This window comes from Haloprofundus salinisoli (genome assembly GCF_020097815.1).
Taxonomy (GTDB): Archaea; Halobacteriota; Halobacteria; order Halobacteriales; family Haloferacaceae; genus Haloprofundus; species Haloprofundus salinisoli.
Genome location: NZ_CP083663.1, coordinates 1,288,585 through 1,310,014 on the forward strand (window position 1 = coordinate 1,288,585; position 21,430 = coordinate 1,310,014).

The window sequence follows — 21,430 nt, forward strand, 5'->3', positions numbered from 1 at the left end:
AGCGTGCTGGCGGTCGACGAGAACAGCACATCTAAGTCCGCCCTGCAAGTATCGGGAGACGAATGAGAGTCATCGGTACCGTCGGCCTGCCCGGAAGCGGGAAGGGCGAGGCCGCGAACGTCGCACGCGAGGCAGGGATTCCGGTCGTCACGATGGGCGACGTCATCCGCACCGAGTGTCGCGCCCGCGGGCTCGACCCCGCCGAGCACCACGGCGAAATCGCCAAAGCGCTCCGCGAGGAGAACGGCCCCGACGCCATCGCCGCGCGGTCGCTGCCGCTCATCAGAGACCGGTTGGAGAACCACGACGCAGTCCTCGTCGACGGCATCCGCTCGGGCGTCGAAGTCGACCGATTCGAGGAGGCGTTCGGCGACGACTTCTACCTCGTGAGCATCGAAGCGCCGTTCGAGGTGCGCGTCGAACGCATCTCCGAGCGCGGCCGCGACCTCGGCGAGGGCGACGGCGGCGAGGGGCTCCGCGCCCGCGACGAGCGCGAACTCGGCTTCGGGATGGGCGAGGCGATGGAGCGCGCCGACGTACACGTCGAAAACACCGACACGCTGGAGGCGTTCCGCGAACAGATACAGTCGATTATCCGCGGCGAAGCGTCGGAACTGAAAGCCGAAAGGGACCGAACGCAATGATATACAGCATCGATGTCCGCATCGAAGCGCCCGTCAGACCGACCGAGGTGACCGACCGCGTCACCGACGCCGTCGCCAACCTCTTTCCGAACGCCGAACTCGAACACGAGTCCGGTCGACTCGTCGCCGAGACGCACTCGCTCGACGAGTTCTCGGACCTCCTGCACGAACAGGAGATTCTCGACACCGCCCGCCGTGAGTTCACGAAGCGGGGAGACGAGTCGGGCTTTTCGTTCGCGCTGAAGAAGCAGGCGGCGCTGAAAGGCGTCGTCAACTTCGCCGTCGGCAACCCCGACGAACTCGGCGACATCGAGGTTCACGTCACCGTCCGTGATCCGAGCGTCGACGAGTTCATCGACCACGTCGTACCGCCGACGAGAGACGGCCGCCCCATCACCGACTGATGCCCTGGCGACGGGATAAGCCGGGGCCGGCGAGCGTCCACGCGGCGGCGCTGATGACCGTTCTCGGACTGACCGCGCTCGTCACCGGGCGGGCGTTTCTCTTTCCCAGTCTCGGCCCCTCGGCGTACGTGTTAGCCACCGGCATCGGCGACGAGGACAGTGCGCCGACGCGAGTCGTCGGCGGCCACTTCATCGGCGTCGTCGCCGGGATGTTAACGTACCATCTGTTGGCCGACGGACTCGTCGCCACCCAACCCGTCCCCCCCTTTTCGATGGCCGGGATCCGATTGATGGCCAGCGCCACCGTCGCGGTGGGCCTGACGACGGCAGCGATGCTCGCCACCGACCTCCGACATCCGCCGGCCTGCGCGACGACGCTCATCGTCGGCCTCGGCCTGTTGACGAGCGTCGAGGAGGCGGCCATCATCATGGCCGCCATCGTGCTGTTACTGGTCGTCCAGCAGGGGTTGTTGACAATCCGCCGTGCGACGGGGCCGTTGACCGTCCCGTCGGACAAGTGCACGCCGGAAGCGTCGGAACCGCAGGGGGACCGCAGCGTCGCTGACGAGAGCCGTCCCGACAGTGAGAACTACTGACGCGGTGGTTCGGGACACACTAGCAAACGGTTATTACACGGACAGTATATACTCACCCAGAGCTGACTCTTGTCGGCTCGGAGAAACTATGGATCTAGACAAGTTCCTCGAAACACACGGACCGAAGGAGGGCGGGAACGCCTTCGAGAAGGAGAGTTCGAAGATGCTCGACGTCGCGGTAGACGGGAGCGTCATGGCAAAAGCGGGGTCGATGGTTGGCTACACCGGCGATATCTCCTTCGAGCGAAAATCCGGCGGCGGACTGACCGGCATGCTGAAAAAGAAAGCGACCGGCGAGGGGGCCGTGATGATGCAGGCGACGGGCACGGGTCACCTCTACCTGGCCGACCAGGGAAAGGAGGTCCAGATTCTCGAACTCGACGCCGACGAGGAGATAAGCGTCAACGGCAACGACGTGCTGGCGTTCGAAGAGAGCGTCACCTGGGACATCAAGATGCTGAACAGCATCGCGGGAGCGTCGACGGGCGGACTGTTCAACGTCTACCTGCAGGGACCCGGTCACGTCGCCATCACGACGCACGGCGAACCGCTCGTGCTGTCGACGCCCGTCAGCACCGACCCCAACGCCACCGTCGCCTGGAGCAGCAACGTCTCGCCCAGCACGAAGCGGGACCTGAACATCAAGAGTTTCCTCGGGCGGTCGTCCGGGGAGACGTTCCAGCTGCAGTTCGCCGGCGAGGGCGGATTCGTCATCGTCCAGCCGTACGAGGAACGACCGCCGCAGCAGTAGTAGTAGCCGAAATCGAACCGGCTCCGTTCAGGGGACGAGCAACACCGCGACGGCACCGCCGATGAAGACGATTTTCAACGCGGTGTTGACGGCGACGACTTTCGAGCCGAAACTCGCCCCCCAGATGCCGTACTGGAAGGGAATCGAGCGCTTGAACGTTGAGACGGCGAAGGAGACGATGCCGCCGAGAAGCATCGTCGCGACCGCCTGCCGCGGCGTGAACACCTCGCCGATCTGCGGCGCGATGGTCACCGCGCCCGTCGTCGTGTCGAAGGCGAAGACGGCGATGACCGGGACCGCAGCGCCGGGAAGACCGACGAGCGCCGCCAGCGGGTCCGCCACGCTCGTCAACGCCCGCAGCGAGTTCGTCTCCACGAGTAACGTGACGAGCGCGTAGACGACTGCGAGGCGGGGGACGATTCTGCGGAGTTTCTTCCACGTACTCTCCGCCGCGCCGCGGAGTTTTGCCGGCGTCGACTGCGTCTCGCGGTCCGGCGCGTCGATCTCGTCGGGCAGCGCCTCGGAATTCACGTTTCGCTCCGACAGCAGCAGCGCGCCCGCCAGAATCCCGACGAGCGTGATGCCGAGCGCGATGGCCGCTCGCGCACCGACGTACATCAGGCCGACGCGGAGACCGAGAATGGGGATCAGCACCGGCGCGTAGAACGTGAAGATATGCTGGACGAAGCCGAAGAACGTGTTGATGGTGACGGAGACGAGCGTCGCTCGGTCATCCAACATCCCCGAGTCGCGGAACTCCGCGAGCATTCCATAGCCCGCTGTCGTCGACGCCGTCGTCGTCAGAATCGCCGTCCCCACCTCTCGCGGGAGGTTCGCGGGCTTCGTCAGCGGGTAGGCGAGGACGGTGATGTAGCGGACCGCGCCGAAGGCGACGGCGACGTTGGCGAGGAAGACACCGACGCCGATGGCGACGGCGATTGTGAGGACGCGGGAGGCGACCTCGGCGACGAAGGGCCAGTCAACTACCTGTACGACCGACTGCACGGTCGAATGTCAGAAGCGTACGGGCAAATGGGCGTCGGTCGACGGCGGAGCGCAGGCGAGTTCAGCAGGGAGCGACGTCGTCGCCGCTGACGCGCCGAACGGTCTCGTCGGTGACGGCGTACCGCGCGTCCGAGCCGACGTCGGCCTCGGTGTCGTCGGTCGAGTACCAGTACGGGTGCGTCACCTCGACGTGGACGCCGTCGGCGGTTCGGTCGATGACCACGGCCCGTTTCTCGACGCCCGTCGGCGCGGTGGGTCCCCACCCACTCACACAGGAGGCGTTTTCGAGTTGCTCCGTAATGTGCGCCTTCTCGGCTTCGAGCGCGCGTTCCTTCGCCTCCTCGTCGGAAACGACGGACGCGGGAACCGCCGTCGGTTCGGTCGTCGAGGGGTCACCGACGGACGACTCGTCGCGGGCCGACTGATTCCCAGCGGCGTCGGTCGGCGTGGTCTGCGTACAGCCTGCGATTCCGAGGCCGAGTACGACGCCGCAGACCCGGAGGGCGTCTCTTCGGGCGGAGGACAGAGGCATGACCGTCGAGTTGCAGGTGGCGGCTAAATGTCTTGTGGGAGTCAGTTCACCGCTACACCCGCCTCAGCAACGACTGCTCGACGTTTTCTATCGCCGAGTAGCCGCAGAGACCGAGCATCATATCGAGGTCGGCGAGCACGTTCGCACAGACCGCTTCGACCCTATCTTGCCCGTCGAGCGCCAAGCCGTAGGCGTAGGGACGACCGAGCAGGACCGCCTCCGCGCCGAGCGCGAGCCGTCGACGTCCGCCGAGTTACACGAACGGCAATGCGAGTATTGGATACAGAAACGACGACGCGAGCACCGGTCACACGAGCACCCGGACGACGCCGAACAGCACGAGCACGCCGAGCACGTCGCAGGTGTTCGTCACCACCGGAATCACCACGTCGTCGGGGTCGAGTTCGAGGCGGTAGGCGGCGTACGTCGCGACCAGCGTAACGGCGATAGCGAGAACCGCGAGCACGGCCCCGCTGGCGGTGGCGACGAGAACGACGGTCAGCAGGTCGAGCGCCGCCCCGGCGACGAGCGCCTGAATCGCCCACGCCCCTGCGCCGACGAGCGGAAACAACGTCAACGAGAGCGCAATAGTGGCGATGGCGTTGCCCAACAGCAGGTCGTCGTCCGGCGCGAAGTCGAGCAGACCGAGGTGGAACGCCGTCGAGAGACGCGCGGCGAGGATACTCCCGAGATTACCCGCCATCCCGATAGTGACCGGCACGAGCACGAGAAGCGACGGATATCGCAGCAGCGTCGACTCGAACGTGTCCAGCACGAGGCCGCTGGCGAGTTCGACCGTCGTCAACACGAGGAGAACCGGAAGCATCGTCCGCGTGATTCGGCGGACGGTCCACTGGGTGTCGGGCACTCAGCCACCCCCCAACGCGAGCATGACGCGGGCGGCGAACAGCATCGTCGCGATACCGACCACGTCGCCGGTGGTAGTGACGACGGGACCGGCGAGCGTGTCCGGGTTCATCCCCCGTCGATAGCCGTAGAAGACGACGCTCAGTACCGCGATGGTCAGCAGAATCCCGGAGATGACGCCCGCGATAGCGGCGATGCCGACGAGCGTCCAGAGCGTCGCCACGGGCCGGCCGAGAGTGACCAACACGGTGTAGGCGAGTACGGCCGCGAAGACGCTGACGAGAATTCCGTTCGCGAGTGCGGCGACGAGCGCGTTGCGGATACGCCGGTCCGAGAGCGTGAAGTACGGTTCGATGAGACCCTGGTGGAGGCCGGAGGCGAGGCGGGCGCCGAGCGAGCCGTAGACGTTTCCGCGCGTCGCCAACAGCGCCGGGACGAGCACGATGAGGCCGGCGACCCGTTCGAGCTCCACCTCCATCCCTCCGAGAACGACGCCCGCGAAGAGACCGCCGACGGCGCTCAAGAGCAGCACCGGCAGCGCCTCACGGTACGCTTCGACGGCGACGTCGCGGACGGGCATACGAACACAGACGCGCGGCGGCGGTAAAAATCGGGCGGCGAGAGTGTACGGAACGGCTGTGTGTCACGGTGGCATGGGGAGAGCGCGTCGAGAGAGGACGGCGTGCGACGGCACGCGCCGACCGGGATCACGCCGCGGTTCGACCGTCGGCGTCGTCGCCGACGAAGACGAGCACAGCCGTCAGCGCCGCCGCCGCACCCATCGAGACGGCGAGCACCGAGAAGGCCACGCGGAAGTCGGCGACGTCCGAGAGGATTCCGACGGCCGCCGGCGCGAGCGCTCCCGCGCCCATCAGTAAGGTCCGCACCGCGCCGAGGCCGCCGCCGGCGACGCTGTCGGGGATGACAGAGACAAGGTACGCGCCCCGCACGGGGCGAAAACCGTGGGAACCGAGGCCGAACGCGACGACGACGGCACCCAAGGTGAGAACGGTCGCCTCGCCGACGGCGACGAGCGAGACGAGCGCGAGCGCCGCGAGGCCGAGGGTGAATCCGATGATAGGGAGCCTGCCGACCCGATCGCTGGCCTCGCCGGTGAGCAGTTGCACGAGGCTGACGACGAACAACACGCTGTAGATGCCGCTGGCGGCGACCGTCGACAGGCCGGCGCTCTGTTCGAGATACAGCGGTAGAAACGCGACTGCGCCGTTGTACGCGAAGGAGAAACAGATAGTGACGAGCACAAAGACGAAAAAGCGCGGGCGACGAAACAGCGCGGCGTACTCGCGGACGCCCACACTCCCGTCGGCGGCGACGTTGCGACTGTCGGGGACGCGCTTCGGCACGCGGAACGCGAACGCGCCGGCGAGAGCGACGCCGACGCCGCCGCCGAGCAGAAACACCGCGTGCCAGTCGGTGTACGCGCCGGCGCTCAGCGCCACGACGGCGGCGGGAGCGGCGACGCCGCCGAACGCGCCCACCGTGTCGAGAAATCCGAGCGCCCGACCGGTCTGGGCGGGGTACACCTGCGAGAGCAGGCGGACGGCGACGGTCTTGTGCACACCCGTCCCGATACCGACGAGCAGCATCGCGGCGACGACGAACGCGAACGGAACCGAGGGAACGAGCGCGAGCGCCCCGACGGCGGCGACGACGGCACCGGCGGTGATGACCGTCACCGCGCCGACGTGGTCGGCGAGCGCACCCGAGGGGAACTGCATCAGCGCGTAGACGAGCATCAGCGCGGTGAACGCGGTTCCGACGACGGCGTTCGAGACGCCGTACTCCGCCTGGAGCGTGCCGAAAAGCGGGGGGAACGCGTAGCGGAGGAACTTGGCGAGAAACCAGAGTAAGGCCGTCAAGACGAGCGCGTCGAAGCGAACGAGCGAACGCAGACGGGGAAACATTCACGCAGGAGTTGTCTGCGAGCGGTAAAAGGAAACGGAAAGCGGCGGTTCAGGACGCGAGTATTCCGGACGAGCGAGAGAAATGATTATAGTTCTACTATTTATTGACACAGTTATGGATAGAACATCGGTCGCACTCGGCGGCGCGCTCAGCGCCGTCGCCTCCGTCGTCGCCGTCGTCCTCTACGGACCCCAGGCCGCCGCGCCGTGGGGTATCCTCGCCGGAGCGGTCGTCGCGCTCCGCGCCCGCGACGCCACCGACGGCCTCTTCGACGGGGCGCTCGCCGGCCTCGTCGGCGCGGTCGGAGGCGTGCTCGCGGTCGTCGGCTTCTACGCGCTCGAAGTGTACTTTCTCCTCGGAGACGCCGAAATCGCCGGCAGCGTCGGTGCGTACTTCTCGGTCCCGAGCGTGGTGATGTTGGTGCCGTCGTTCGCCCTCGGCGGGATGCTCGCCGGCGCGCTCGGCGTAGTCCTCAGAGATCGGATCAGAGTGCGGGCCGGGGCGTAACCGTCGCTCAGAACGGGCCGAACCCGCCCATATCGCCGCCACCGCCCTGATTCTCCATCTTCTTCATCATCCGCTGCATGTCGCCGTCGCCCATCCCCTGGAACTGCTTGAGCGTCTGCTCCATCATCTTGTGCTGTTCGAGCAGTTCGCGGACGGTCTCCTCGTCCCTGCCGCTGCCGCGGGCGATGCGGCGGACCTGACTCGCGCCGACGCTCCGGGGGTTCTCCATCTCGGGGTCGGTCATCGAGTCCATAATTATCTCAAAGCTCCGCATCCGGTTCTGCGTGACGTCCATCGCGTCGTCGGGCAGTTGGTCCATGAGGCCGCCGCCGAGACCCGGAATCATATCCATAATCTGGTCGAGCGGCCCCATCTTGTTCATCGCCTCCATCTGCTTCTGCATGTCCTTGAGGGTGAACGACCCCTTCATGATGTCCTCGGGGTCCCAGTCGTCGTCCTCGGCCTGGGTCTCCGACATCGCGCGCTCGACGCGCTCGGAGAGCTGTTTGAGGTCGCCCATCCCCAGCAGCCGCGAGATGAAGCCGTTCGGCTCGAAACGCTCGATATCTTGGACCGTCTCGCCCGTCCCGAGGAAGGCGATGGAGGAGTCCGTCTCGTTGACGGCGGTCAGCGCACCGCCACCCTTCGCTGTCCCGTCGAGCTTCGTGATGACGACGCCGTTGATTCCGATGGCCTCTTCGAACTGGCGGGCCTGCTCTTTGGCGCCCTGGCCGATGGCCGCGTCGAAGACGAGAAGACTGAGGTCGGGGTTCACGAGCCCCTCTATCTCCTCGATTTCGGCGATGAGTTCGTCTTCGAGGCCGTGTCGACCCGCGGTGTCGACGATGTGGACGTCGGCGTCCTCGGTCGCCTCCAATCCCTCGCGGGCGATGGCGACGGGGTCGGACTCGTCGGGGTCGCCGTAGAACTCCACCTCGGCGCGCTCGCACATCTGCTTGGCCTGGTCGTACGCGCCGGGGCGGAAGGTGTCGGTCTGGATAACCGCCGGGCGCAGCCCTTTCTTTGAGAACCACCACGCCATCTTCGCGGCGGAGGTGGTCTTCCCCGACCCCTGCAGCCCCGCGAGGAGAATCGTCTGGGGTTCGAGCGGGATCTCCGTCGACTCGCCGACGATGGCGACCATCTCCTCGTAGACGATCTTGAGAACGTGGTCGCGCGCGGAGGTGCCGCCCGGCGGTTCCTCCTCCAGCGCGCGGGTCTTGATGCTGTCCGAGAGCTCCATCACCAGCGACACGTCGACGTCCGCTTGGAGAAGCGACCGCTGAATCTCCCTGACGACCGCCTCCACGTCCTCCTCGCTGAGGCGGGTCTTCCCTCGCAGCGTCTCCAACGTGCCGCGGAGGGAGCTTCCGAGATTGTCGAGTACCATTTGCTCACAGTACGCCACCGAACCGGTAAAGGCTTTATTCGTCGCGCCGCGCCGACTCGGGTCGATAGAGGTCGCGGGACGCGGCCGGAGACGACGGGGGAAAACACTCACGAGAACCGACTCGAACCGAGATTTATCCCCGAGGGCGATGCTATCTTCCCTATGGCGAACGACGAAGACGCTGGCCGCGAAGTGGCCGACGACGACCGACCGACTGGCGCCGACGCGACGCACGACGAGGAGCAGTCCGTCGGCGGCGACAGCACGACGGGATGGGAGGAGGCCGGGCGGATGGAGCTCAACCCGGACGCCTTCCTCGAAGCCGAGGACGGCTACGCCATCGAGTGTCCCGAGTGCGGGTCGCAGACGCCGTTTATGCGGATCGCCGAGACCGGCCGCTGCGACGGGTACCGGGGCGACACCGTCCAGTGTAGCGCGCTGCTGCGCGTCGAACTCGCGTGGAAGTCCGAGGGCGAACCGGAGTAGCCGCCAAACACCCGTCGAACGGGGAGCCGCCGAACGAAGTAGCCGCCGAACGAGGTACGGGTAGGCTATCCCGACGACCCGGCGTCAGTCGCCGCGTCGGCGTCGAACCCGCCCCCGAAGCGCCGTCGAACCCACCGGCGGACGGACCACTCGGCCAACGCGAACGCGAATACGAAGAGCAGACCGAACGGCCACAGAAGCGACGCGGGCGTGCCGACGGAGTCGCCCGCGCCCGGACTCCGGAGGAAGAAGAACACCTCGAACGCCGCGAGCGACAGCGGCGCGACGAGTCGGCGCGAGAGCGCGAGTGCGACCGGCACGCCGACGAGCATCACTGGGCCGCCGAGGACGTACAGCGCGGTCTGGACCGTCGTCCAGGTCTCAGTTCCAGCCTGCTCGAAGACGACCCCGAACCCGTCCGACGCCGGGAGGAGGAGCCACGCGAGCGCCGTCCACGCGACGCCCGCGGCGACGCCGACAAGGAGCGACCGCTCGGTCCGCGCGGCGAGTCGACGGCGGCCGCGACCGCTCGCCCGACGAACCGCGTACTCGACGCCGGCGACGGCGACTAAGAGCGGCGCTGTGAACAGCGAGAGCCCCGGTACCGCCGGGTCGGCGAGCCAGCCGACGGCGACGGCGACGACGGCGAGCGGAACGGGCGAGAAGACGCCGAGGAAACGGTAGAGAACCGCGGCGAGTGCGAGTAGCACGACGAGCGAACTCGCAGCGGCAACGACCGACGGACCGCTGTTGCCGACTGCGATAGCGATGTCGAACCCGAGCGTGAGCGTCAACAGTGCCCCGAGTACGACAGTCGTCCGCGAGACCGAGGGGAGGGCGACCATGCCGAACGGTCACCTCATTTACATATAGCTGTTGCTCACCGGTGAGAAACGAGAGAGGACTGCCGAGCGCTACTCCTCGTCTTCGAGGAGGCTCGCGACGAGCTCTTCGGGGATGAACCGCTCGATGTCGTCGTACTCCTGGCCGGTGCCGAGGAAGAGAATCGGCTTGCCGGTGACGTAGGCGATGGAGATGGCCGCGCCGCCCGAGGAGTCGGCGTCGGCTTTCGTCAGAATCGCACCGTCGATCTCGGCGGTCTCGTCGAACTTCTTCGCGCGCTGGACCGCGTCCTGTCCGGCGACGGCCTCGTCGACGAACAGCGTCATGTCCGGGCCGACGACGCGGTCGATCTTCTCCAATTGCGCCATCAGGTCGTTGGAGGTGTGGAGCCGACCGGCGGTGTCGCCGAGGACGATGTCGATGTCGTGGGCCTCGGCGTACTCGACGCCGTCGTAGATGACCGCCGCCGGATCGCCGCCCTGCTCGTGGGCGATGAGCTTCCGGTCGAGGTTCTCGGCGTGCTTGCGAATCTGCTCGTTCGCGCCGGCGCGGTACGTGTCGCCGTTGGCGAGCACCGTCGAGTAGCCCTGCTTCTCGAAGTACTCCGAGAGCTTGGCGATGCTCGTCGTCTTTCCGACGCCATTGACGCCGGTGAAGATGATGGTGACGGGCTTGTCGGCCTCGGCGATACGCTGGTCGAAATCGAACTGGCCGACGCTGATGACGTCGAGCAGCGCGTCGTGTAACGCCTCCTCGACGAGTTGCGCGGTCGTCTGCACCTGCTTGCGTGTGGTGCCGAGCATCTTCTCGCGGATCGTGTCGAGCATCTGCTCGGCGACGCCCATCTCGACGTCGCTCTGGAGCAGCGCCATCTCCAGTTCCCACAGCGGCTGTTCGAGGTCCTCCTCCTCGATGATGATGCGACCGGTGGCGAACGCCGCCGCACGCTTCAGTCGACCGGGACCCGAGCGCTCTTCCTCCTGTTCGTCGACGGACTCGTCGGGAACCGGTTCGGGAGACGACTCCGCGGTCTCGTCGGCGACGGCCTCGGCGGCGTCGGCCTCGGCGGCGTCGGCCTCGGCGGCGACCGCCTGCGCCGAGGGTGCGCTCTCGTCCGGTTCGGCCGTCTCGGTCGCTTCGGCGACGGTGTCTGCTTCGGCTCCTCGGGCCGAGGTGCGCACGGGGTCCGACGTCTCCGTCGCGCCGTTTTCGACTGCGTCGTTCGTCTCGGTGTCGGCGACGGACTCCGCGCTCGCGTCGGCCGGTTCGGCCGTTTCCGCGGCGTCCGCATCGACCGCGTCCGTCTCCGCGTCGGCCGCTTCGACTCCTTCGGCCTCGGCTTTCTCCTCGGCGGTCTCCTCAACGTCTTCGCGGAAGCTGTTGAGCTTCTTCTTGAGTCCGTCGAACATGGGGGGTATCGTGAGTTACTGGTCGTCGCCTTCCTCCTGCTGCATCTGCTGCATCTGCTGCATCTGCTGCTGCTGGAGGCGCTGTTGAAGTTCCTGGGCTTGCTGTTCGATCTCGCCGCTCTCGTCTTCGAGGTCGCGGATCTCGCCTTCGACGCCCGCGATACGCTCGTCGACGGCGTCCTGCTTGCTGCGGAGCGCCTCGATGGCACCGTCGCGCTCCTGTTCGGCCGCGTAGTTGCCGCCGAGGCTGACGACGACTTCGTCGATATCCTGAACTTCCGCACGGACGTACGCGCCGCCGCCGAGCGGGACCTGGACCGTCGAATCGGTTTCGAGCGTCTCCAGCGCCTCGATGGCCTCGTCCATCTCGGTCTTTTCCTGTTCGAGGTCTGAGACGTCTGCTTCCAGCTCCTCGATCTCCTCGTCGATGGCCTGCAGTTCCTGTGAGAGCTGCTGAAGTTGCTGCTGTCCGCCGCCGCCGCCCATCATCGTTCGGACACCTCGTCGAGTTCGATCTGCATGCGCTTGAGACCGTGCTCGCTGCCGAACCGCGAGAGTGCGTACTCGCGGGCGACGTTCTCGTTCTCGGCTTCGATTTCCTTGTTGAACGTTCGATACCCGTCGCGGCTTCGGAAGCGGCCGCGTACAGTAAACTGACTCATGGAAAAGCGTGGGGTAGCGAGCGGGAAGTATCTTCCTACTCGGAGAGTCGAGCGGGGCGCTCGAAGGCGGAGACGCGGCCGCGAAAAGTCGGCGGATCTCAGTCGATGTAGCCGAGCGTCTCCTCGATACGCCCGAGTTCGGGACCGGTGGTCTCCTCGCCGACGACGTAGCTGTCGTCGTTGGCGACGAGGCCGGAGCCGACCAGCGGCGCGCCGTAGTTGACGGTGCCGATGTCGGCGTAGACGTCGAGGTGTTCTTCGAGCGCCTCCAGTTCCGGTTCCCGGGATTTCGGGTGACAGAGCACGCCCGTGTTGTTGGCGACGGCCGCCGTCCCGACGGTCCGGACGTCGCCGAGGTCGCCGCGTTCGACCGGCACGTCGAGCGCTTCTTCGACGGCGGCGACGGCCTCGTCGTCGAGGTCGGGGTGGACCCACGCGCCGTAATCGTTGGCGAGAACGACGTTACCGGCGGCGTTGATGCGGCCGGGGAGCGGCACGACCGGGAGGTCGACGGTATCGGCGATGCGTTCGCGTTCGCGGTCGGTCGCGCGACCGGAGACGAGAATGCCGTTCTCGTTGCCCATCGCCAGCGCGCCGACGGTGCCCGACCCGCCGACCGTAGTCGGCACTGCGGGGACGCCGAACTCGTCGGCCAGCGCCGAGACGAGTTCGTCGTCCGCGTCCGGCCGGACGAGCAGACAGTCGTTCGTCGCGCGCGCGAAAACGCCGACGTACGGCGACCCGGCGAAGGAGGCGCGGAGCACCGTTTACTCGGCCGGTTCGGCCTCGACGATGGCCTCGCCGTCCTCGTCGAACCGCGCGGCGCGGACGCGGAGCTTCCGCGGCGGGTTCTGTCGACCCTCCGACCAGACGGCCTCGTTGAGCGAGGGTTCGAGTCGGACGGCGTCTTCGTCGACGTTGAAGTTCTTCGCGAGGTGCTGGCGGATGATGCTCATCGCGCGGTCGGCGCGCTTCTGGACGGCGACTTTCTTGACGCCGCGGAGCGGGACGGTGACGACCCGCTCTTCGAAATCACTCGCGCTCATTATTCGTCAGTGTCGCTTCGCCGCCAGTTGCGGCGCTTGGGGTTTCGCGTGACTTGCATGTCCGTCTTCAGCATGACCCACGTCGGGACGCGGCTGTTCTGGCGCTCCAGTTTCGCCAGCCGCTTCTTCTTGGCCTTCGATTTTTTACTCATAGTAGCAGTGGATTCCGCTGCGCGACATAAAATCTTGTTCCTTTGGCCCCGCCTCCCGCGAATCCGTCGGAGAGGCGAACTGTGCGATGTGCTGCCAGCGTCGGTGTGTCATTCGATGTCATTAGATACATTTGGGTCGCGACCGAACCCACGATATGTCGCGTAACTTCCGCGGCGAAGACGAGGGAAAGCGCGTCGTCGACCACGAGGGCAACGACGTCGGCACTATCGAACTCGTTGGCGACAACGACGAGTACGCGGACGTCGAGCGCGGGAGCAGCATCACCGAGGGACTGATGCAGATGCTCGGGTGGGAGTCCGACGACGACAGCAGACTCCACCGCGAGCACGTCATGGAGATGAACGACGAGGAGGTGCGCCTGAAAGAACCGCAGGAACGGCACGGGTGAGAGGCAAGCGGCCACGACGCCGCGCTCAGAGCGAGAATCGACTCACCGTCGAGTACTCCGGACCGTCAGGGCCGAGCACGCTCTCCTTCAGTCGAATCTGCTCGACGCGGAACGTGCCGACCGTCGGGTCCGTCTCGCGGACGACGCGGCGGACGACGTCTTTCCCGCGGGCGTCGTCCATCCGCGCGAGGGTGGCGTGCGGCGTGAACTCGTGGGACTCCGGTTCGAAGCCGATGGCGGTCGTCGCTCGCTCGATGGCCTCGGCGAGGCGCGTCGTCTCCTCGCCGCCCGCTTCGAGACCGAGCCAGACGACGCTGATGTAGTCGAGCGACGGGAAGACGCCCAACCCGCCGACCGTCGCCTCGAACGGGTCGACGCCCGCGGCGTCGACGGCCGATTCGAGCGCTTCCTCTACCTCCTCAAGCCGGTTCTCGTCGGTTTCGCCGAGAAATTTCAACGTGAGATGCGCCTGCGTCGGGTCGACGAAGCGCAACCCCTCGGCGTCGCGGAGGTCGGCTTGGACGGTGGCGACGGCGTCGGCGAACGAACGAGGTAGGTCGATGCTGACGAACAGTCGCATGTGCGAACGTGCGACGAGGAGCGCGTTAAGCGTCGGGGGCCGAGCGCGGACGACGGGCGTCGTTTCGGACGAACGTTTATCCGCGGTGACGGGACCACCACCGACCGTGAGCTAGGCGCGGCCGCGGGGCGGTCGAGGCGAGAGCGCGGTGCGCCCCCCGCGGACGGCACGATATCGACGCACCGTCTGTTCGCTACGAGTCGTTGCCGGTCGGCTCACTCGGCGCACAGTCCCGACCCCTCGACACGCATGACCGCTTCGCCGTCCGGGAGATTCGGCGCGTCGACCAGTTTGACGACCCGCTTCGAACCTCTGGCGTTCCGCAGGTAGAGGCGAACCGAGGAGGCGTGGCCGAGGATGTTCCCGCCGATGGGCCGAGTCGGGTCGCCGAAGAACGCGTCGGGGTTGCTCTGGACTTGGTTCGTGACGACGACCGCTACGTTGTAGAGGTGCGCGATACGGAGCAGGTCGTGGATGTGGCGGTTGAGCTTCTGCTGTCGCGCTGCGAGCGCCCCGCGCCCGAGATATTCGGCACGGAAGTGTGCCGTCAGCGAGTCCACACAGAGCAGTCGAACCGGCCACTCGGTGTCTTCGGCCTCCGAGACGAGCTCCCGGGCGTTCTCGGCCAGCAACATCTGGTGGTCGGAGTTGTACGCCTCCGCGACGTGGATTCGGTCGAGGAAGTCGCCGACGAGCGCGTCCATCGCCCAGTCGTCCGTCGGCGACCCGCCGATGCCGCGGCGGTCGAGTTCGGCCGAAAGCGTCCGGTCGTCGAGCCCGCGGACCATCTCGTCGATGCGTTCGGGCCTGAACGTGTTCTCGGTGTCGACGAACAGGGCCCTGCCTTCGAGGCCACCGTGGTCGCGCGCCAGTTGTACGTTGACGGTGAGTTGGTGAGTGACCTGCGATTTGCCGACGCCGTAACCGCCGTACGCCTCGGTGATGGACTGCGTTTCGACGCCGCCGCCGAGGAGGTCGTCGACCTCGGGCACTCCCCACCGGAGTTTGCCGACCTGCTTTCGGTGTCGGAGCATCTCGACGCCGGTCTCGAATCGACCGACGTCTGCGAACTCGCGTGCGCCGTGGACGATGTCGCCGGCGGCGGTCTCGCCGATGTCGGCCGCTCCAGCGATTTCGGCGGGGCTCGCAACCGCCAGCGTTCGGTAGGAGTCGTAGCCGGCCGCGTTCAGTTTCTCGGCCGTCGCCGGGCCGACGCCCGGGAGCCGTTCGAGGTTCGTCGCTGCCATGTAACCGGTTACCACCCACCGGGGATAAATCGTCGGTAACTGGGGGGTGAAAGTGAACGAGCCGGTCGAGAGACGCACGTTACCGCGCCTAAATCGCCCGAAATCGGCGTCGAGGTTCACTTTCGATTCGGGGCGACAGTGAACTTACCCGCGCGCGGCCCTACTGGAGAGTGTAGCGGTTCTTCGACCGCACCCACCACGATGACCAGATACGGTTACGCCGCGATGAACACGACCCTCCGCGAGGAGGGCGTCAGAGCGAACCGCGGGATGCGACAGGCGACGTTCGAGGAGCGCGGCCTCCCGTACGCCGGGGAGCTGGCCGAGCGAAACTGCCGCGACCTGCGGCGAATCGTCGAGTGGAATCTCGACCACGACATCCGGTTCTACCGAATCACCTCGGACCTCCTGCCGTGGTACAGCCAGTACGACCTCGGCGACCTCCCGAACGCGGCCGCCGTCCGCGAGGAACTCGAGGCCGTCGGCGCGCTCGCCGCCGACCACGACGTCCGGTTGACTTTCCATCCGAGTCACTTCGTCAAACTGGCGAGTCCCGACGGCTCCGTCGTCGACAACGCGGTCGTCGACCTCGAAAACCACGGCGCGCTCATGGACGCCATGGGGCTATCGCGGACGCCGTACAACGCGATCAACGTCCACATCGGCGCTCACTACGGCGACAAGGAGGCGACCGGCCGACGGTTCTGCGAGAACCTCGACCGTCTCTCGGAGTCGGTCCGGAGCCGGCTGACCGTCGAGAACGACGACACCGAGTCGCTGTGGAGCGTCTCCGAACTGGTCGACGTCGTCGCCGGACGGAGCCCGACAGCCCATCGGACGTCGTCCGATGACGTCGCCGACGAGGCCGGCATTCCGGTGACGTACGACGAACTCCACCACCAGTTCACGCACCGCGGGCTGAGCCGGCGAGAAGCGGCGCGGTTGGCCGCCGACACGTGGGAGACGACGCCGATCATCCACTACAGCGAATCGCGACGACTCCACGCGGGCGACCCGACGGTCCGCCCGCAGAGCCACAGCGACTACGTCCGCGGTCCGATTCGGACCTACGGTACCGGTGCCGACGTGATGATAGAGGCGAAGATGAAAGAGCGTGCGGTGCTTCGGTATCGGGAGCGACGTACCGCGGCGAGCGGAGACGGCGATGTGTCGCGCTGAGACGCCGGCGGGACGTAGCGCTTAACCAGCGCCGTCGCCAAAGCCGGGTTATGACCGACGACGGCGACCGAGAGCATCGCTACTCCGAGGGCCAGGGGTTCGACGATGCCTACGACGACTTCACGCTCGACCCGCCGGAGTTGAAAGTCGACCCCTCGAAAGTCGACCCTGTCGACTCCCGCGTCCTCTCAGACATCCTCGACCGACGGAACGTCGACCGCGACGACGTCGATGTGACGAGTCTGATGGAAGTCGGCCTCTCCTACATGCAGATCAACCGCTTCGAGGAGGCGACCGAGACGTTCGCCCGCGCGGCGCAGTTCGCCGAGGAAGAGAGCCTCGAAGCTCAGGAGGCATGGGTGAACAAGGGCGTCGCCCACGCGGAACTCGAGGAGTTCGACGAGGCCATCGGCGCGTACCGCGAGGCGCTCCGCATCGACGAGCGCTCCGAACACGCCGCCACCGCCGAGACGAACCTCGCGTACGCGCTCTGGGAGTTCGGCGAGGTCGAAGACGCGCTCGACCACGCAGAGCGCGCCGTCGAAATCGACCCGCGGTTCCCCCAGGCGTGGTACAACCGCGGCTTCTTCCTCTCGGAGCGCGGCCTCTACGAGGACGCCATCAACGCCTACGACAACGCGCTCCGTCTCGGCATGCGCAACGCCGACATCTTAGAGGAGAAGGCGATGGCGCTCGAAGAGATCGGCCAGTTGGAGGAAGCCGAAGAGGTGCAAGCGGAGGCCGACGAACTCCGCGAGCAGGTCGAACAGGAGATGGTCGAGGAGTTCTGATGCTGGTCCGCGAACGCCAGACGCCGGAAGGACTGCTCGTCTCCGTCTGCGACCCCGACTGCATCGGCGAGACGTACGAGAACGGGCGCGTGTCGCTGACCGTCACCGAGGAGTTCTACGGCGGCGACGACGCCGAAGAGACCGACGCCGAGGGCGTCGTCGACAGCCTCACCCGAGCGACGGTGGCGAACATCGTCGGCGAGGAGGCCGTCGGCGTCGCCGTCGATGCCGGTATCATCGACGAAGAGACGGTGTTGGACGTCGGCGAGACGCGCCACGCGCAGCTGCTCTGGATGCGGTAACGCCGGTTCCGAGAAAAGTCGACTCTTCGCGCGCGCGACTACGTCGGACTCGGCGTCCGAGCCTGCGAGAGGTACGCCGCGAAGTCCGTCGTGGTGATGATACCGATGAGGTCGTCGCCGTCGACGACCGGCAGGTGATGGAAGCCGTGTTCGATCATACTGTCGGCGACGTCTCTGATCGGCGTCTGCGCGGTCGTCGTGATGGGGTCGCGCGACATGTACGCCGACACCGGAGTCTCGTCTTTCGGTTGTCGCTCGGCGACGATCTGGACGAAGTCGGTGGAGGTGAGGATGCCTTCGAGATGGTTCTCCTCGTCGACGACGAGCACCGAGCCGATGTCGCTGTCCATCATCGTCTTGGCCGCCTCCTCGACGAGCGTGTCGGGCGTGACCGTGCACAGCGACGTTGACATCAGCCGAGCGGCGAAGATATCGTCCATGAAGTATCATCGGTTGTATAAGTGATAAGAGTTGTCGTGGCGGAAGCACCCGACGGCTCGCGTGCCGACGGGGCCGCCACGACGGTCCGGAACGTAACGACGAACGGTTACGCGTCCCCACCAGACCGAAGGGATGTTAGTGCTCGGTCCCCTGCAATCCGACAATGAGTACGCAGGAGTCGTACCCCATCGACGTCGACGCGATCCGCGAGGACTTTCCCATCCTGAAGCGGAAGGTCGGCGGCGACGTGACGATACCCGGTCCCGACGAGGGCGACGACACGCCGTTGGTCTACCTCGACAACGGCGCGACGAGTCAGAAGCCCGACCAGGTCGTCGACGCCATCGCCGACTACTACCGCACCTACAACTCGAACGTCCACCGCGGCATCCACCACCTCAGTCAGGAAGCGTCGGTGGCGTACGAGGAAGCACACGACCGCGTCGCGGAGTTCATCGGCGCGGAGGGTCGAGAAGAGGTCATCTTCACGAAGAGCACCACCGAGAGCGAGAACCTCGTCGCCTACGCGTGGGGGCTGAACGAACTCGGCCCCGACGACAGCGTCGTCCTCACGCAGATGGAGCACCACGCCTCGCTCGTCACGTGGCAGCAGATCGGCAAGAAGACGGGCGCTGACGTCCGATTCATCCGCGTCGACGACGAGGGCCGACTCGACATGGACCACGCGCGCGAACTCGTCGACGACTCGACGAAGATGGTGAGCGTCGTCCACGTCTCGAACACGCTTGGAACGATTAACCCGGTCTCGGAGCTCGCCGACCTCGCGCACGACCACGGCGCGTACATCTTCGTCGACGGCGCGCAGTCGGTGCCGAACCGACCGGTCGACGTGCAGGCCATCGACGCCGACTTCTTCGCTTTCTCTGGGCACAAGATGTGCGGCCCGACCGGTATCGGCGTCCTCTACGGGAAGCAGGAGATTCTCGAAACGATGGAGCCGTATCTGTACGGCGGCGACATGATTCGGCGCGTCAGCTACGACGACGCCTCGTGGGAGGACCTCCCGTGGAAGTTCGAAGCCGGCACGCCCGTCATCGCTCAGGGAATCGGCCTCCACGCCGCCATCAACTACCTCGACGACATCGGGATGGAGAACATCCAGGCCCACGAGGAGCAACTGGCCGAGTACGCCTACGACGAACTGACCGCGTTCGACGACGTGGAGATCTACGGCCCGCCGGGCGACGACCGCGGCGGCCTCGTCGCGTTCAACCTCGACGGCGTCCACGCCCACGACCTTTCCAGCATCGTCAACGACTACGGCGTCGCCATCCGCGCGGGCGACCACTGTACGCAACCGCTGCACCAGACGCTCGGCATCGCGGCCTCCACGCGCGCGTCGTTCTATCTGTACAACACGCGCGAGGAGATAGACGTCTTGGTCAACGCAGTGGACGAGGCGCGACAGCTGTTCGGCTGATTCTGGGTCACTGAATCGCAGTCTCTTCTACGACGACCGGGACGACCGCTTCGTAGGTTCGACTCAACCACTCGACGGTTGAGTGGACTTCTCTGGGTGCAACTTCGACTACCTCGTCGAGGGTGACGTTCGGTTCGAAGACGACTCTCCCCTCGCGGTCCAGCGACGACTGGAGCGCGAGTATGATGGTTCGTTCGTCGTCGACGTACACGACGCCGCTACTCCCCAGGCCCTCTACGCCGTCTCCAAGCCGCTTTTTCGTCACGTCGAGTGCGCTCCACAGTGCTAGTTCGGCCGCCTTCCCGCCAGCTAACGTCTTGTACGACGTGGTACCGTATCTGGCGACACGGCCACCTCCACCTATCGCCGCCGGATACCGGAACTCGCCCGTCTCCTCGTCGTAGTCGAACCGTTCGGGGTGGTCCTCTTCGACGACGCGCGACACGGAGATGGACTCGCCGCGAGCGGGGACCGTACTTTCGAGGACCATACGCTCGGTACAATCGTCTGGAGAATGAGCGTTCCGCCCTCGTCGATCAGCAGTTGGCTCGAACGCGTCGCTTATCCCGCCTCGCCCGACACCGATTACTCATGACCGAGCGCACCTGCTACGCCTGCGGCGCGACGGCCGACGCCCCCGCGACGCACTGTGACTGCGGCGAACCGCTGTGGCTCGACAGCGACCCCCTCGACTTCGACTGGAACGCCGTCGTCGACGACCCGGGGATGTGGCGCTACGCCGAGTTGCTTCCGTTCGAGTCACCTGGCGGCGTCGCCGACGCGGCCGGAGGAACGCCGCTGCTTCGCCTTCCCCGACTCGACGAGTTCGCCGGCGTGCGTCTCCACCTGAAAGACGAGGGGTCGAACCCGACCGGGAGTTTCAAAGACAGAGGCAGCGCACTCGGCGTCGCGGCGGCGCTCGAATCAGGTGCCGATACCGTCGGCACCGTCTCGCACGGCAACATGGCGATGAGTACGGCCGCGAACGCCGCGAGCGCGGGTCTCGACTGCGTCGTGCTCGTCCCCGACGACATCCCCGAGTCGCGCATCGCGCTCATCTCGCAGTACGGACCGACGCTCCTTCGAGTGAGAGGGAACTACGCCGAGCTCTACGACCGGTCGCTCGAACTCGGCGCGGAACTCGGAATCCCGTTCTACAACTCCGACGTGCCGCTGCGCGTCGAGGGACAGAAGACGACGGCGCTCGAACTATGCGAGGCGTTCGCGCCCGAGGTTCCGGACGCGATTGTCCTCCCGGTCAGCAGCGGCGGCCACGCAAGCGGCGTCTGGAAAGCGCTTCGAGAACTGGAGGCGGTAGGTGCCATCGACCGAGTGCCGCGGCTGTACTTCGCGCAAGCCGCCGCGTGCGCGCCCATCGCCGAGGCGTTCGCCGCGGGCGACGAGGGAGTCTCACCCGTGGAGGGCGGCGAAACCGTCGCGTACTCCATCGCCAACGCCGACCCGCCGAGCGGGACCCGGGCGCTCACGGCCGCAAGAGAAACCAGCGGCGGTGTCGTCGCCGTTTCGGACGACGAGATACGCGCGGCGCGGCGGGCGATAGCCGAATCCGGCGGTCTGAGCGTCGAATCCGCGTCGGCGACGTCGCTCGCGGCGATTCGGCGGCTCGCGGCCGACGGCGAACTCGACGCCGACGACGACGTGGTCGCGGTGGCCACGGGGAGAGGGATTTCGGAGTCGCCGCCCGCCTCGGAGAAGGCGAGCGTCGACCGGGTTGGTATCGACGAGCTCGGAGAGAGGCTGGCGGCGCGCTGAGTTCCGGAGACGCCCTGCGAGCGCCCCGGAACCCTTTTGCGTCACA

At 66.5% G+C, this 21,430-nt stretch carries 29 protein-coding genes and 1 pseudogene; 12 read left to right on the forward strand and 18 right to left on the reverse strand.

The window, feature by feature from the left end; all coding sequences use genetic code 11:
- Positions 1-62 precede the first annotated feature (62 nt).
- From LAQ73_RS06885 to LAQ73_RS06900, 4 genes are all read left to right on the forward strand, one after another.
- Positions 63-644 (forward strand): AAA family ATPase, encoded by a 582-nt coding sequence (locus tag LAQ73_RS06885; protein ID WP_224270493.1) that lies wholly within the window; start codon positions 63-65, stop codon positions 642-644.
- A complete protein-coding gene (locus tag LAQ73_RS06890; protein ID WP_224270494.1) occupies positions 641-1,048 on the forward strand; it encodes an RNA-binding domain-containing protein in 408 nt (135 codons plus the stop codon). Before LAQ73_RS06885 ends, LAQ73_RS06890 begins: the two co-directional genes overlap by 4 nt.
- Complete coding sequence (locus LAQ73_RS06895; protein WP_224270495.1) at positions 1,048-1,644, forward strand: HPP family protein; 597 nt, start codon at positions 1,048-1,050, stop codon at positions 1,642-1,644. The genes LAQ73_RS06890 and LAQ73_RS06895 overlap by 1 nt, the downstream gene beginning before the upstream one ends.
- 88 nt (positions 1,645-1,732) lie before the next feature.
- The gene (locus LAQ73_RS06900; protein ID WP_224270496.1) at positions 1,733-2,395 is read left to right on the forward strand and encodes an AIM24 family protein; all 663 of its coding nucleotides are present in this window, start codon (positions 1,733-1,735) and stop codon (positions 2,393-2,395) included.
- Between the two features lie 27 nt (positions 2,396-2,422).
- On the opposite strand, the gene LAQ73_RS06905 is transcribed toward LAQ73_RS06900, so the two are convergent.
- From LAQ73_RS06905 to LAQ73_RS06930, 6 genes and pseudogenes are all read right to left on the reverse strand, one after another.
- A complete protein-coding gene (locus LAQ73_RS06905; protein WP_224270497.1) occupies positions 2,423-3,400 on the reverse strand; it encodes a nucleoside recognition protein in 978 nt (325 codons plus the stop codon).
- A gap of 61 nt (positions 3,401-3,461) precedes the next feature.
- Positions 3,462-3,932, reverse strand: coding sequence for a hypothetical protein (locus LAQ73_RS06910; RefSeq protein WP_224270498.1), 471 nt, complete (start codon positions 3,930-3,932; stop codon positions 3,462-3,464).
- Between the two features lie 52 nt (positions 3,933-3,984).
- Positions 3,985-4,155: pseudogene (locus LAQ73_RS06915) on the reverse strand (alpha-hydroxy-acid oxidizing protein); the annotation flags it as partial.
- Positions 4,156-4,239: 84 nt separating this feature from the next.
- Positions 4,240-4,758, reverse strand: a complete 519-nt coding sequence (locus LAQ73_RS06920; RefSeq protein ID WP_224270729.1) for a magnesium transporter — start codon at positions 4,756-4,758, stop codon at positions 4,240-4,242.
- Between the two features lie 42 nt (positions 4,759-4,800).
- Positions 4,801-5,379, reverse strand: a complete 579-nt coding sequence (locus tag LAQ73_RS06925; RefSeq protein WP_224270499.1) for a magnesium transporter — start codon at positions 5,377-5,379, stop codon at positions 4,801-4,803.
- A gap of 127 nt (positions 5,380-5,506) precedes the next feature.
- On the reverse strand, positions 5,507-6,724 hold the full coding sequence (locus LAQ73_RS06930) for an MFS transporter (RefSeq protein ID WP_224270500.1): 1,218 nt from the start codon (positions 6,722-6,724) through the stop codon (positions 5,507-5,509).
- A gap of 115 nt (positions 6,725-6,839) precedes the next feature.
- Here LAQ73_RS06930 and LAQ73_RS06935 point away from each other — a divergent pair, with 115 nt between their 5' ends.
- Complete coding sequence (locus LAQ73_RS06935; protein WP_224270501.1) at positions 6,840-7,232, forward strand: hypothetical protein; 393 nt, start codon at positions 6,840-6,842, stop codon at positions 7,230-7,232.
- Positions 7,233-7,239: 7 nt separating this feature from the next.
- Here LAQ73_RS06935 and LAQ73_RS06940 read toward each other — a convergent pair whose 3' ends face one another.
- Entirely contained in the window at positions 7,240-8,622 is a 1,383-nt protein-coding gene (locus LAQ73_RS06940; RefSeq protein ID WP_224270502.1) for a signal recognition particle protein Srp54, read from the reverse strand.
- A 162-nt stretch (positions 8,623-8,784) separates the two neighbouring features.
- On the opposite strand from LAQ73_RS06940, the gene LAQ73_RS06945 reads away from it, so the two are divergent.
- The gene (locus tag LAQ73_RS06945; RefSeq protein ID WP_224270503.1) at positions 8,785-9,108 is read left to right on the forward strand and encodes a hypothetical protein; all 324 of its coding nucleotides are present in this window, start codon (positions 8,785-8,787) and stop codon (positions 9,106-9,108) included.
- A gap of 65 nt (positions 9,109-9,173) precedes the next feature.
- Here the strand turns inward: LAQ73_RS06945 and LAQ73_RS06950 are convergent, their stop codons facing one another.
- The 7 genes from LAQ73_RS06950 to LAQ73_RS06980 form a co-directional block, all read right to left on the reverse strand.
- On the reverse strand, positions 9,174-9,953 hold the full coding sequence (locus tag LAQ73_RS06950) for a hypothetical protein (RefSeq protein ID WP_224270504.1): 780 nt from the start codon (positions 9,951-9,953) through the stop codon (positions 9,174-9,176).
- A gap of 69 nt (positions 9,954-10,022) precedes the next feature.
- On the reverse strand, positions 10,023-11,360 hold the full coding sequence (gene ftsY / locus LAQ73_RS06955; RefSeq protein WP_224270505.1) for a signal recognition particle-docking protein FtsY: 1,338 nt from the start codon (positions 11,358-11,360) through the stop codon (positions 10,023-10,025).
- Positions 11,361-11,375: 15 nt separating this feature from the next.
- The gene (pfdA, locus tag LAQ73_RS06960; RefSeq protein WP_425601129.1) at positions 11,376-11,846 is read right to left on the reverse strand and encodes a prefoldin subunit alpha; all 471 of its coding nucleotides are present in this window, start codon (positions 11,844-11,846) and stop codon (positions 11,376-11,378) included.
- A complete protein-coding gene (gene rpl18a / locus LAQ73_RS06965) occupies positions 11,846-12,022 on the reverse strand; it encodes a 50S ribosomal protein L18Ae (RefSeq protein ID WP_224270507.1) in 177 nt (58 codons plus the stop codon). The genes pfdA and rpl18a overlap by 1 nt, the downstream gene beginning before the upstream one ends.
- A 98-nt stretch (positions 12,023-12,120) precedes the next feature.
- Positions 12,121-12,786, reverse strand: a complete 666-nt coding sequence (locus LAQ73_RS06970) for a translation initiation factor IF-6 (RefSeq protein ID WP_224270508.1) — start codon at positions 12,784-12,786, stop codon at positions 12,121-12,123.
- A 3-nt stretch (positions 12,787-12,789) separates the two neighbouring features.
- Positions 12,790-13,068, reverse strand: a complete 279-nt coding sequence (locus LAQ73_RS06975) for a 50S ribosomal protein L31e (protein WP_224270509.1) — start codon at positions 13,066-13,068, stop codon at positions 12,790-12,792.
- Positions 13,068-13,220, reverse strand: a complete 153-nt coding sequence (locus tag LAQ73_RS06980; protein WP_058583304.1) for a 50S ribosomal protein L39e — start codon at positions 13,218-13,220, stop codon at positions 13,068-13,070. Before LAQ73_RS06980 ends, LAQ73_RS06975 begins: the two co-directional genes overlap by 1 nt.
- Positions 13,221-13,375: 155 nt before the next feature.
- On the opposite strand from LAQ73_RS06980, the gene LAQ73_RS06985 reads away from it, so the two are divergent.
- Positions 13,376-13,630: a hypothetical protein gene (locus LAQ73_RS06985; RefSeq protein ID WP_224270510.1), complete on the forward strand. Its 255-nt coding sequence runs from the start codon at positions 13,376-13,378 to the stop codon at positions 13,628-13,630.
- Positions 13,631-13,655: 25 nt separating this feature from the next.
- Here the strand turns inward: LAQ73_RS06985 and thpR are convergent, their stop codons facing one another.
- Together thpR and radA are read right to left on the reverse strand one after the other, a co-directional pair.
- Positions 13,656-14,210 (reverse strand): RNA 2',3'-cyclic phosphodiesterase, encoded by a 555-nt coding sequence (thpR, locus tag LAQ73_RS06990; RefSeq protein ID WP_224270511.1) that lies wholly within the window; start codon positions 14,208-14,210, stop codon positions 13,656-13,658.
- 215 nt (positions 14,211-14,425) lie between these two features.
- Positions 14,426-15,457, reverse strand: coding sequence for a DNA repair and recombination protein RadA (gene radA, locus LAQ73_RS06995; protein WP_224270512.1), 1,032 nt, complete (start codon positions 15,455-15,457; stop codon positions 14,426-14,428).
- Between the two features lie 201 nt (positions 15,458-15,658).
- Here radA and uvsE point away from each other — a divergent pair, with 201 nt between their 5' ends.
- From uvsE to LAQ73_RS07010, 3 genes are read left to right on the forward strand one after another with little or no spacing between them, the layout of a single operon-like run.
- On the forward strand, positions 15,659-16,636 hold the full coding sequence (uvsE, locus tag LAQ73_RS07000) for a UV DNA damage repair endonuclease UvsE (protein ID WP_224270513.1): 978 nt from the start codon (positions 15,659-15,661) through the stop codon (positions 16,634-16,636).
- Positions 16,637-16,686: 50 nt separating this feature from the next.
- Positions 16,687-17,427, forward strand: a complete 741-nt coding sequence (locus LAQ73_RS07005; RefSeq protein WP_224270514.1) for a tetratricopeptide repeat protein — start codon at positions 16,687-16,689, stop codon at positions 17,425-17,427.
- Positions 17,427-17,729: a DUF424 domain-containing protein gene (locus LAQ73_RS07010; RefSeq protein WP_224270515.1), complete on the forward strand. Its 303-nt coding sequence runs from the start codon at positions 17,427-17,429 to the stop codon at positions 17,727-17,729. Before LAQ73_RS07005 ends, LAQ73_RS07010 begins: the two co-directional genes overlap by 1 nt.
- Before the next feature lie 38 nt (positions 17,730-17,767).
- Here the strand turns inward: LAQ73_RS07010 and LAQ73_RS07015 are convergent, their stop codons facing one another.
- Entirely contained in the window at positions 17,768-18,169 is a 402-nt protein-coding gene (locus tag LAQ73_RS07015) for a CBS domain-containing protein (protein ID WP_224270516.1), read from the reverse strand.
- A 164-nt stretch (positions 18,170-18,333) separates the two neighbouring features.
- Between LAQ73_RS07015 and sufS the strand changes: the two genes are divergently transcribed.
- Complete coding sequence (sufS, locus tag LAQ73_RS07020; protein WP_224270517.1) at positions 18,334-19,611, forward strand: bifunctional cysteine desulfurase/selenocysteine lyase SufS; 1,278 nt, start codon at positions 18,334-18,336, stop codon at positions 19,609-19,611.
- Between the two features lie 7 nt (positions 19,612-19,618).
- Here sufS and LAQ73_RS07025 read toward each other — a convergent pair whose 3' ends face one another.
- Positions 19,619-20,101: a hypothetical protein gene (locus tag LAQ73_RS07025; RefSeq protein WP_224270518.1), complete on the reverse strand. Its 483-nt coding sequence runs from the start codon at positions 20,099-20,101 to the stop codon at positions 19,619-19,621.
- A 101-nt stretch (positions 20,102-20,202) separates the two neighbouring features.
- On the opposite strand from LAQ73_RS07025, the gene thrC reads away from it, so the two are divergent.
- Positions 20,203-21,384, forward strand: a complete 1,182-nt coding sequence (gene thrC, locus LAQ73_RS07030) for a threonine synthase (RefSeq protein WP_224270519.1) — start codon at positions 20,203-20,205, stop codon at positions 21,382-21,384.
- Positions 21,385-21,430 lie beyond the last annotated feature (46 nt).

Excerpts from the sequence above, each read along its gene's own strand:
- LAQ73_RS06940 (WP_224270502.1), bottom strand. The coding sequence starts at position 8,622 with ATGGTACTCGACAATCTCGGAAGCTCCCTCCGCGGCACGTTGGAGACG.
- LAQ73_RS06985 (WP_224270510.1), top strand. The coding sequence starts at position 13,376 with ATGTCGCGTAACTTCCGCGGCGAAGACGAGGGAAAGCGCGTCGTCGAC.
- uvsE (WP_224270513.1), top strand. The coding sequence starts at position 15,659 with ATGACCAGATACGGTTACGCCGCGATGAACACGACCCTCCGCGAGGAG.
- ftsY (WP_224270505.1), bottom strand. The coding sequence starts at position 11,360 with ATGTTCGACGGACTCAAGAAGAAGCTCAACAGCTTCCGCGAAGACGTT.
- thpR (WP_224270511.1), bottom strand. The coding sequence starts at position 14,210 with ATGCGACTGTTCGTCAGCATCGACCTACCTCGTTCGTTCGCCGACGCC.
- LAQ73_RS06980 (WP_058583304.1), bottom strand. The coding sequence starts at position 13,220 with ATGAGTAAAAAATCGAAGGCCAAGAAGAAGCGGCTGGCGAAACTGGAG.
- LAQ73_RS06945 (WP_224270503.1), top strand. The coding sequence starts at position 8,785 with ATGGCGAACGACGAAGACGCTGGCCGCGAAGTGGCCGACGACGACCGA.
- LAQ73_RS07015 (WP_224270516.1), bottom strand. The coding sequence starts at position 18,169 with ATGGACGATATCTTCGCCGCTCGGCTGATGTCAACGTCGCTGTGCACG.
- LAQ73_RS06920 (WP_224270729.1), bottom strand. The coding sequence starts at position 4,758 with ATGCTTCCGGTTCTCCTCGTGTTGACGACGGTCGAACTCGCCAGCGGC.
- LAQ73_RS06890 (WP_224270494.1), top strand. The coding sequence starts at position 641 with ATGATATACAGCATCGATGTCCGCATCGAAGCGCCCGTCAGACCGACC.
- LAQ73_RS07005 (WP_224270514.1), top strand. The coding sequence starts at position 16,687 with ATGACCGACGACGGCGACCGAGAGCATCGCTACTCCGAGGGCCAGGGG.
- LAQ73_RS07025 (WP_224270518.1), bottom strand. The coding sequence starts at position 20,101 with ATGGTCCTCGAAAGTACGGTCCCCGCTCGCGGCGAGTCCATCTCCGTG.
- LAQ73_RS07010 (WP_224270515.1), top strand. The coding sequence starts at position 17,427 with ATGCTGGTCCGCGAACGCCAGACGCCGGAAGGACTGCTCGTCTCCGTC.
- LAQ73_RS06975 (WP_224270509.1), bottom strand. The coding sequence starts at position 13,068 with ATGAGCGCGAGTGATTTCGAAGAGCGGGTCGTCACCGTCCCGCTCCGC.
- LAQ73_RS06925 (WP_224270499.1), bottom strand. The coding sequence starts at position 5,379 with ATGCCCGTCCGCGACGTCGCCGTCGAAGCGTACCGTGAGGCGCTGCCG.
- rpl18a (WP_224270507.1), bottom strand. The coding sequence starts at position 12,022 with ATGAGTCAGTTTACTGTACGCGGCCGCTTCCGAAGCCGCGACGGGTAT.
- LAQ73_RS06900 (WP_224270496.1), top strand. The coding sequence starts at position 1,733 with ATGGATCTAGACAAGTTCCTCGAAACACACGGACCGAAGGAGGGCGGG.
- sufS (WP_224270517.1), top strand. The coding sequence starts at position 18,334 with ATGAGTACGCAGGAGTCGTACCCCATCGACGTCGACGCGATCCGCGAG.
- LAQ73_RS06885 (WP_224270493.1), top strand. The coding sequence starts at position 63 with ATGAGAGTCATCGGTACCGTCGGCCTGCCCGGAAGCGGGAAGGGCGAG.
- LAQ73_RS06910 (WP_224270498.1), bottom strand. The coding sequence starts at position 3,932 with ATGCCTCTGTCCTCCGCCCGAAGAGACGCCCTCCGGGTCTGCGGCGTC.
- pfdA (WP_425601129.1), bottom strand. The coding sequence starts at position 11,846 with ATGGGCGGCGGCGGCGGACAGCAGCAACTTCAGCAGCTCTCACAGGAA.
- LAQ73_RS06895 (WP_224270495.1), top strand. The coding sequence starts at position 1,048 with ATGCCCTGGCGACGGGATAAGCCGGGGCCGGCGAGCGTCCACGCGGCG.
- thrC (WP_224270519.1), top strand. The coding sequence starts at position 20,203 with ATGACCGAGCGCACCTGCTACGCCTGCGGCGCGACGGCCGACGCCCCC.
- LAQ73_RS06930 (WP_224270500.1), bottom strand. The coding sequence starts at position 6,724 with ATGTTTCCCCGTCTGCGTTCGCTCGTTCGCTTCGACGCGCTCGTCTTG.
- LAQ73_RS06935 (WP_224270501.1), top strand. The coding sequence starts at position 6,840 with ATGGATAGAACATCGGTCGCACTCGGCGGCGCGCTCAGCGCCGTCGCC.
- LAQ73_RS06950 (WP_224270504.1), bottom strand. The coding sequence starts at position 9,953 with ATGGTCGCCCTCCCCTCGGTCTCGCGGACGACTGTCGTACTCGGGGCA.
- radA (WP_224270512.1), bottom strand. The coding sequence starts at position 15,457 with ATGGCAGCGACGAACCTCGAACGGCTCCCGGGCGTCGGCCCGGCGACG.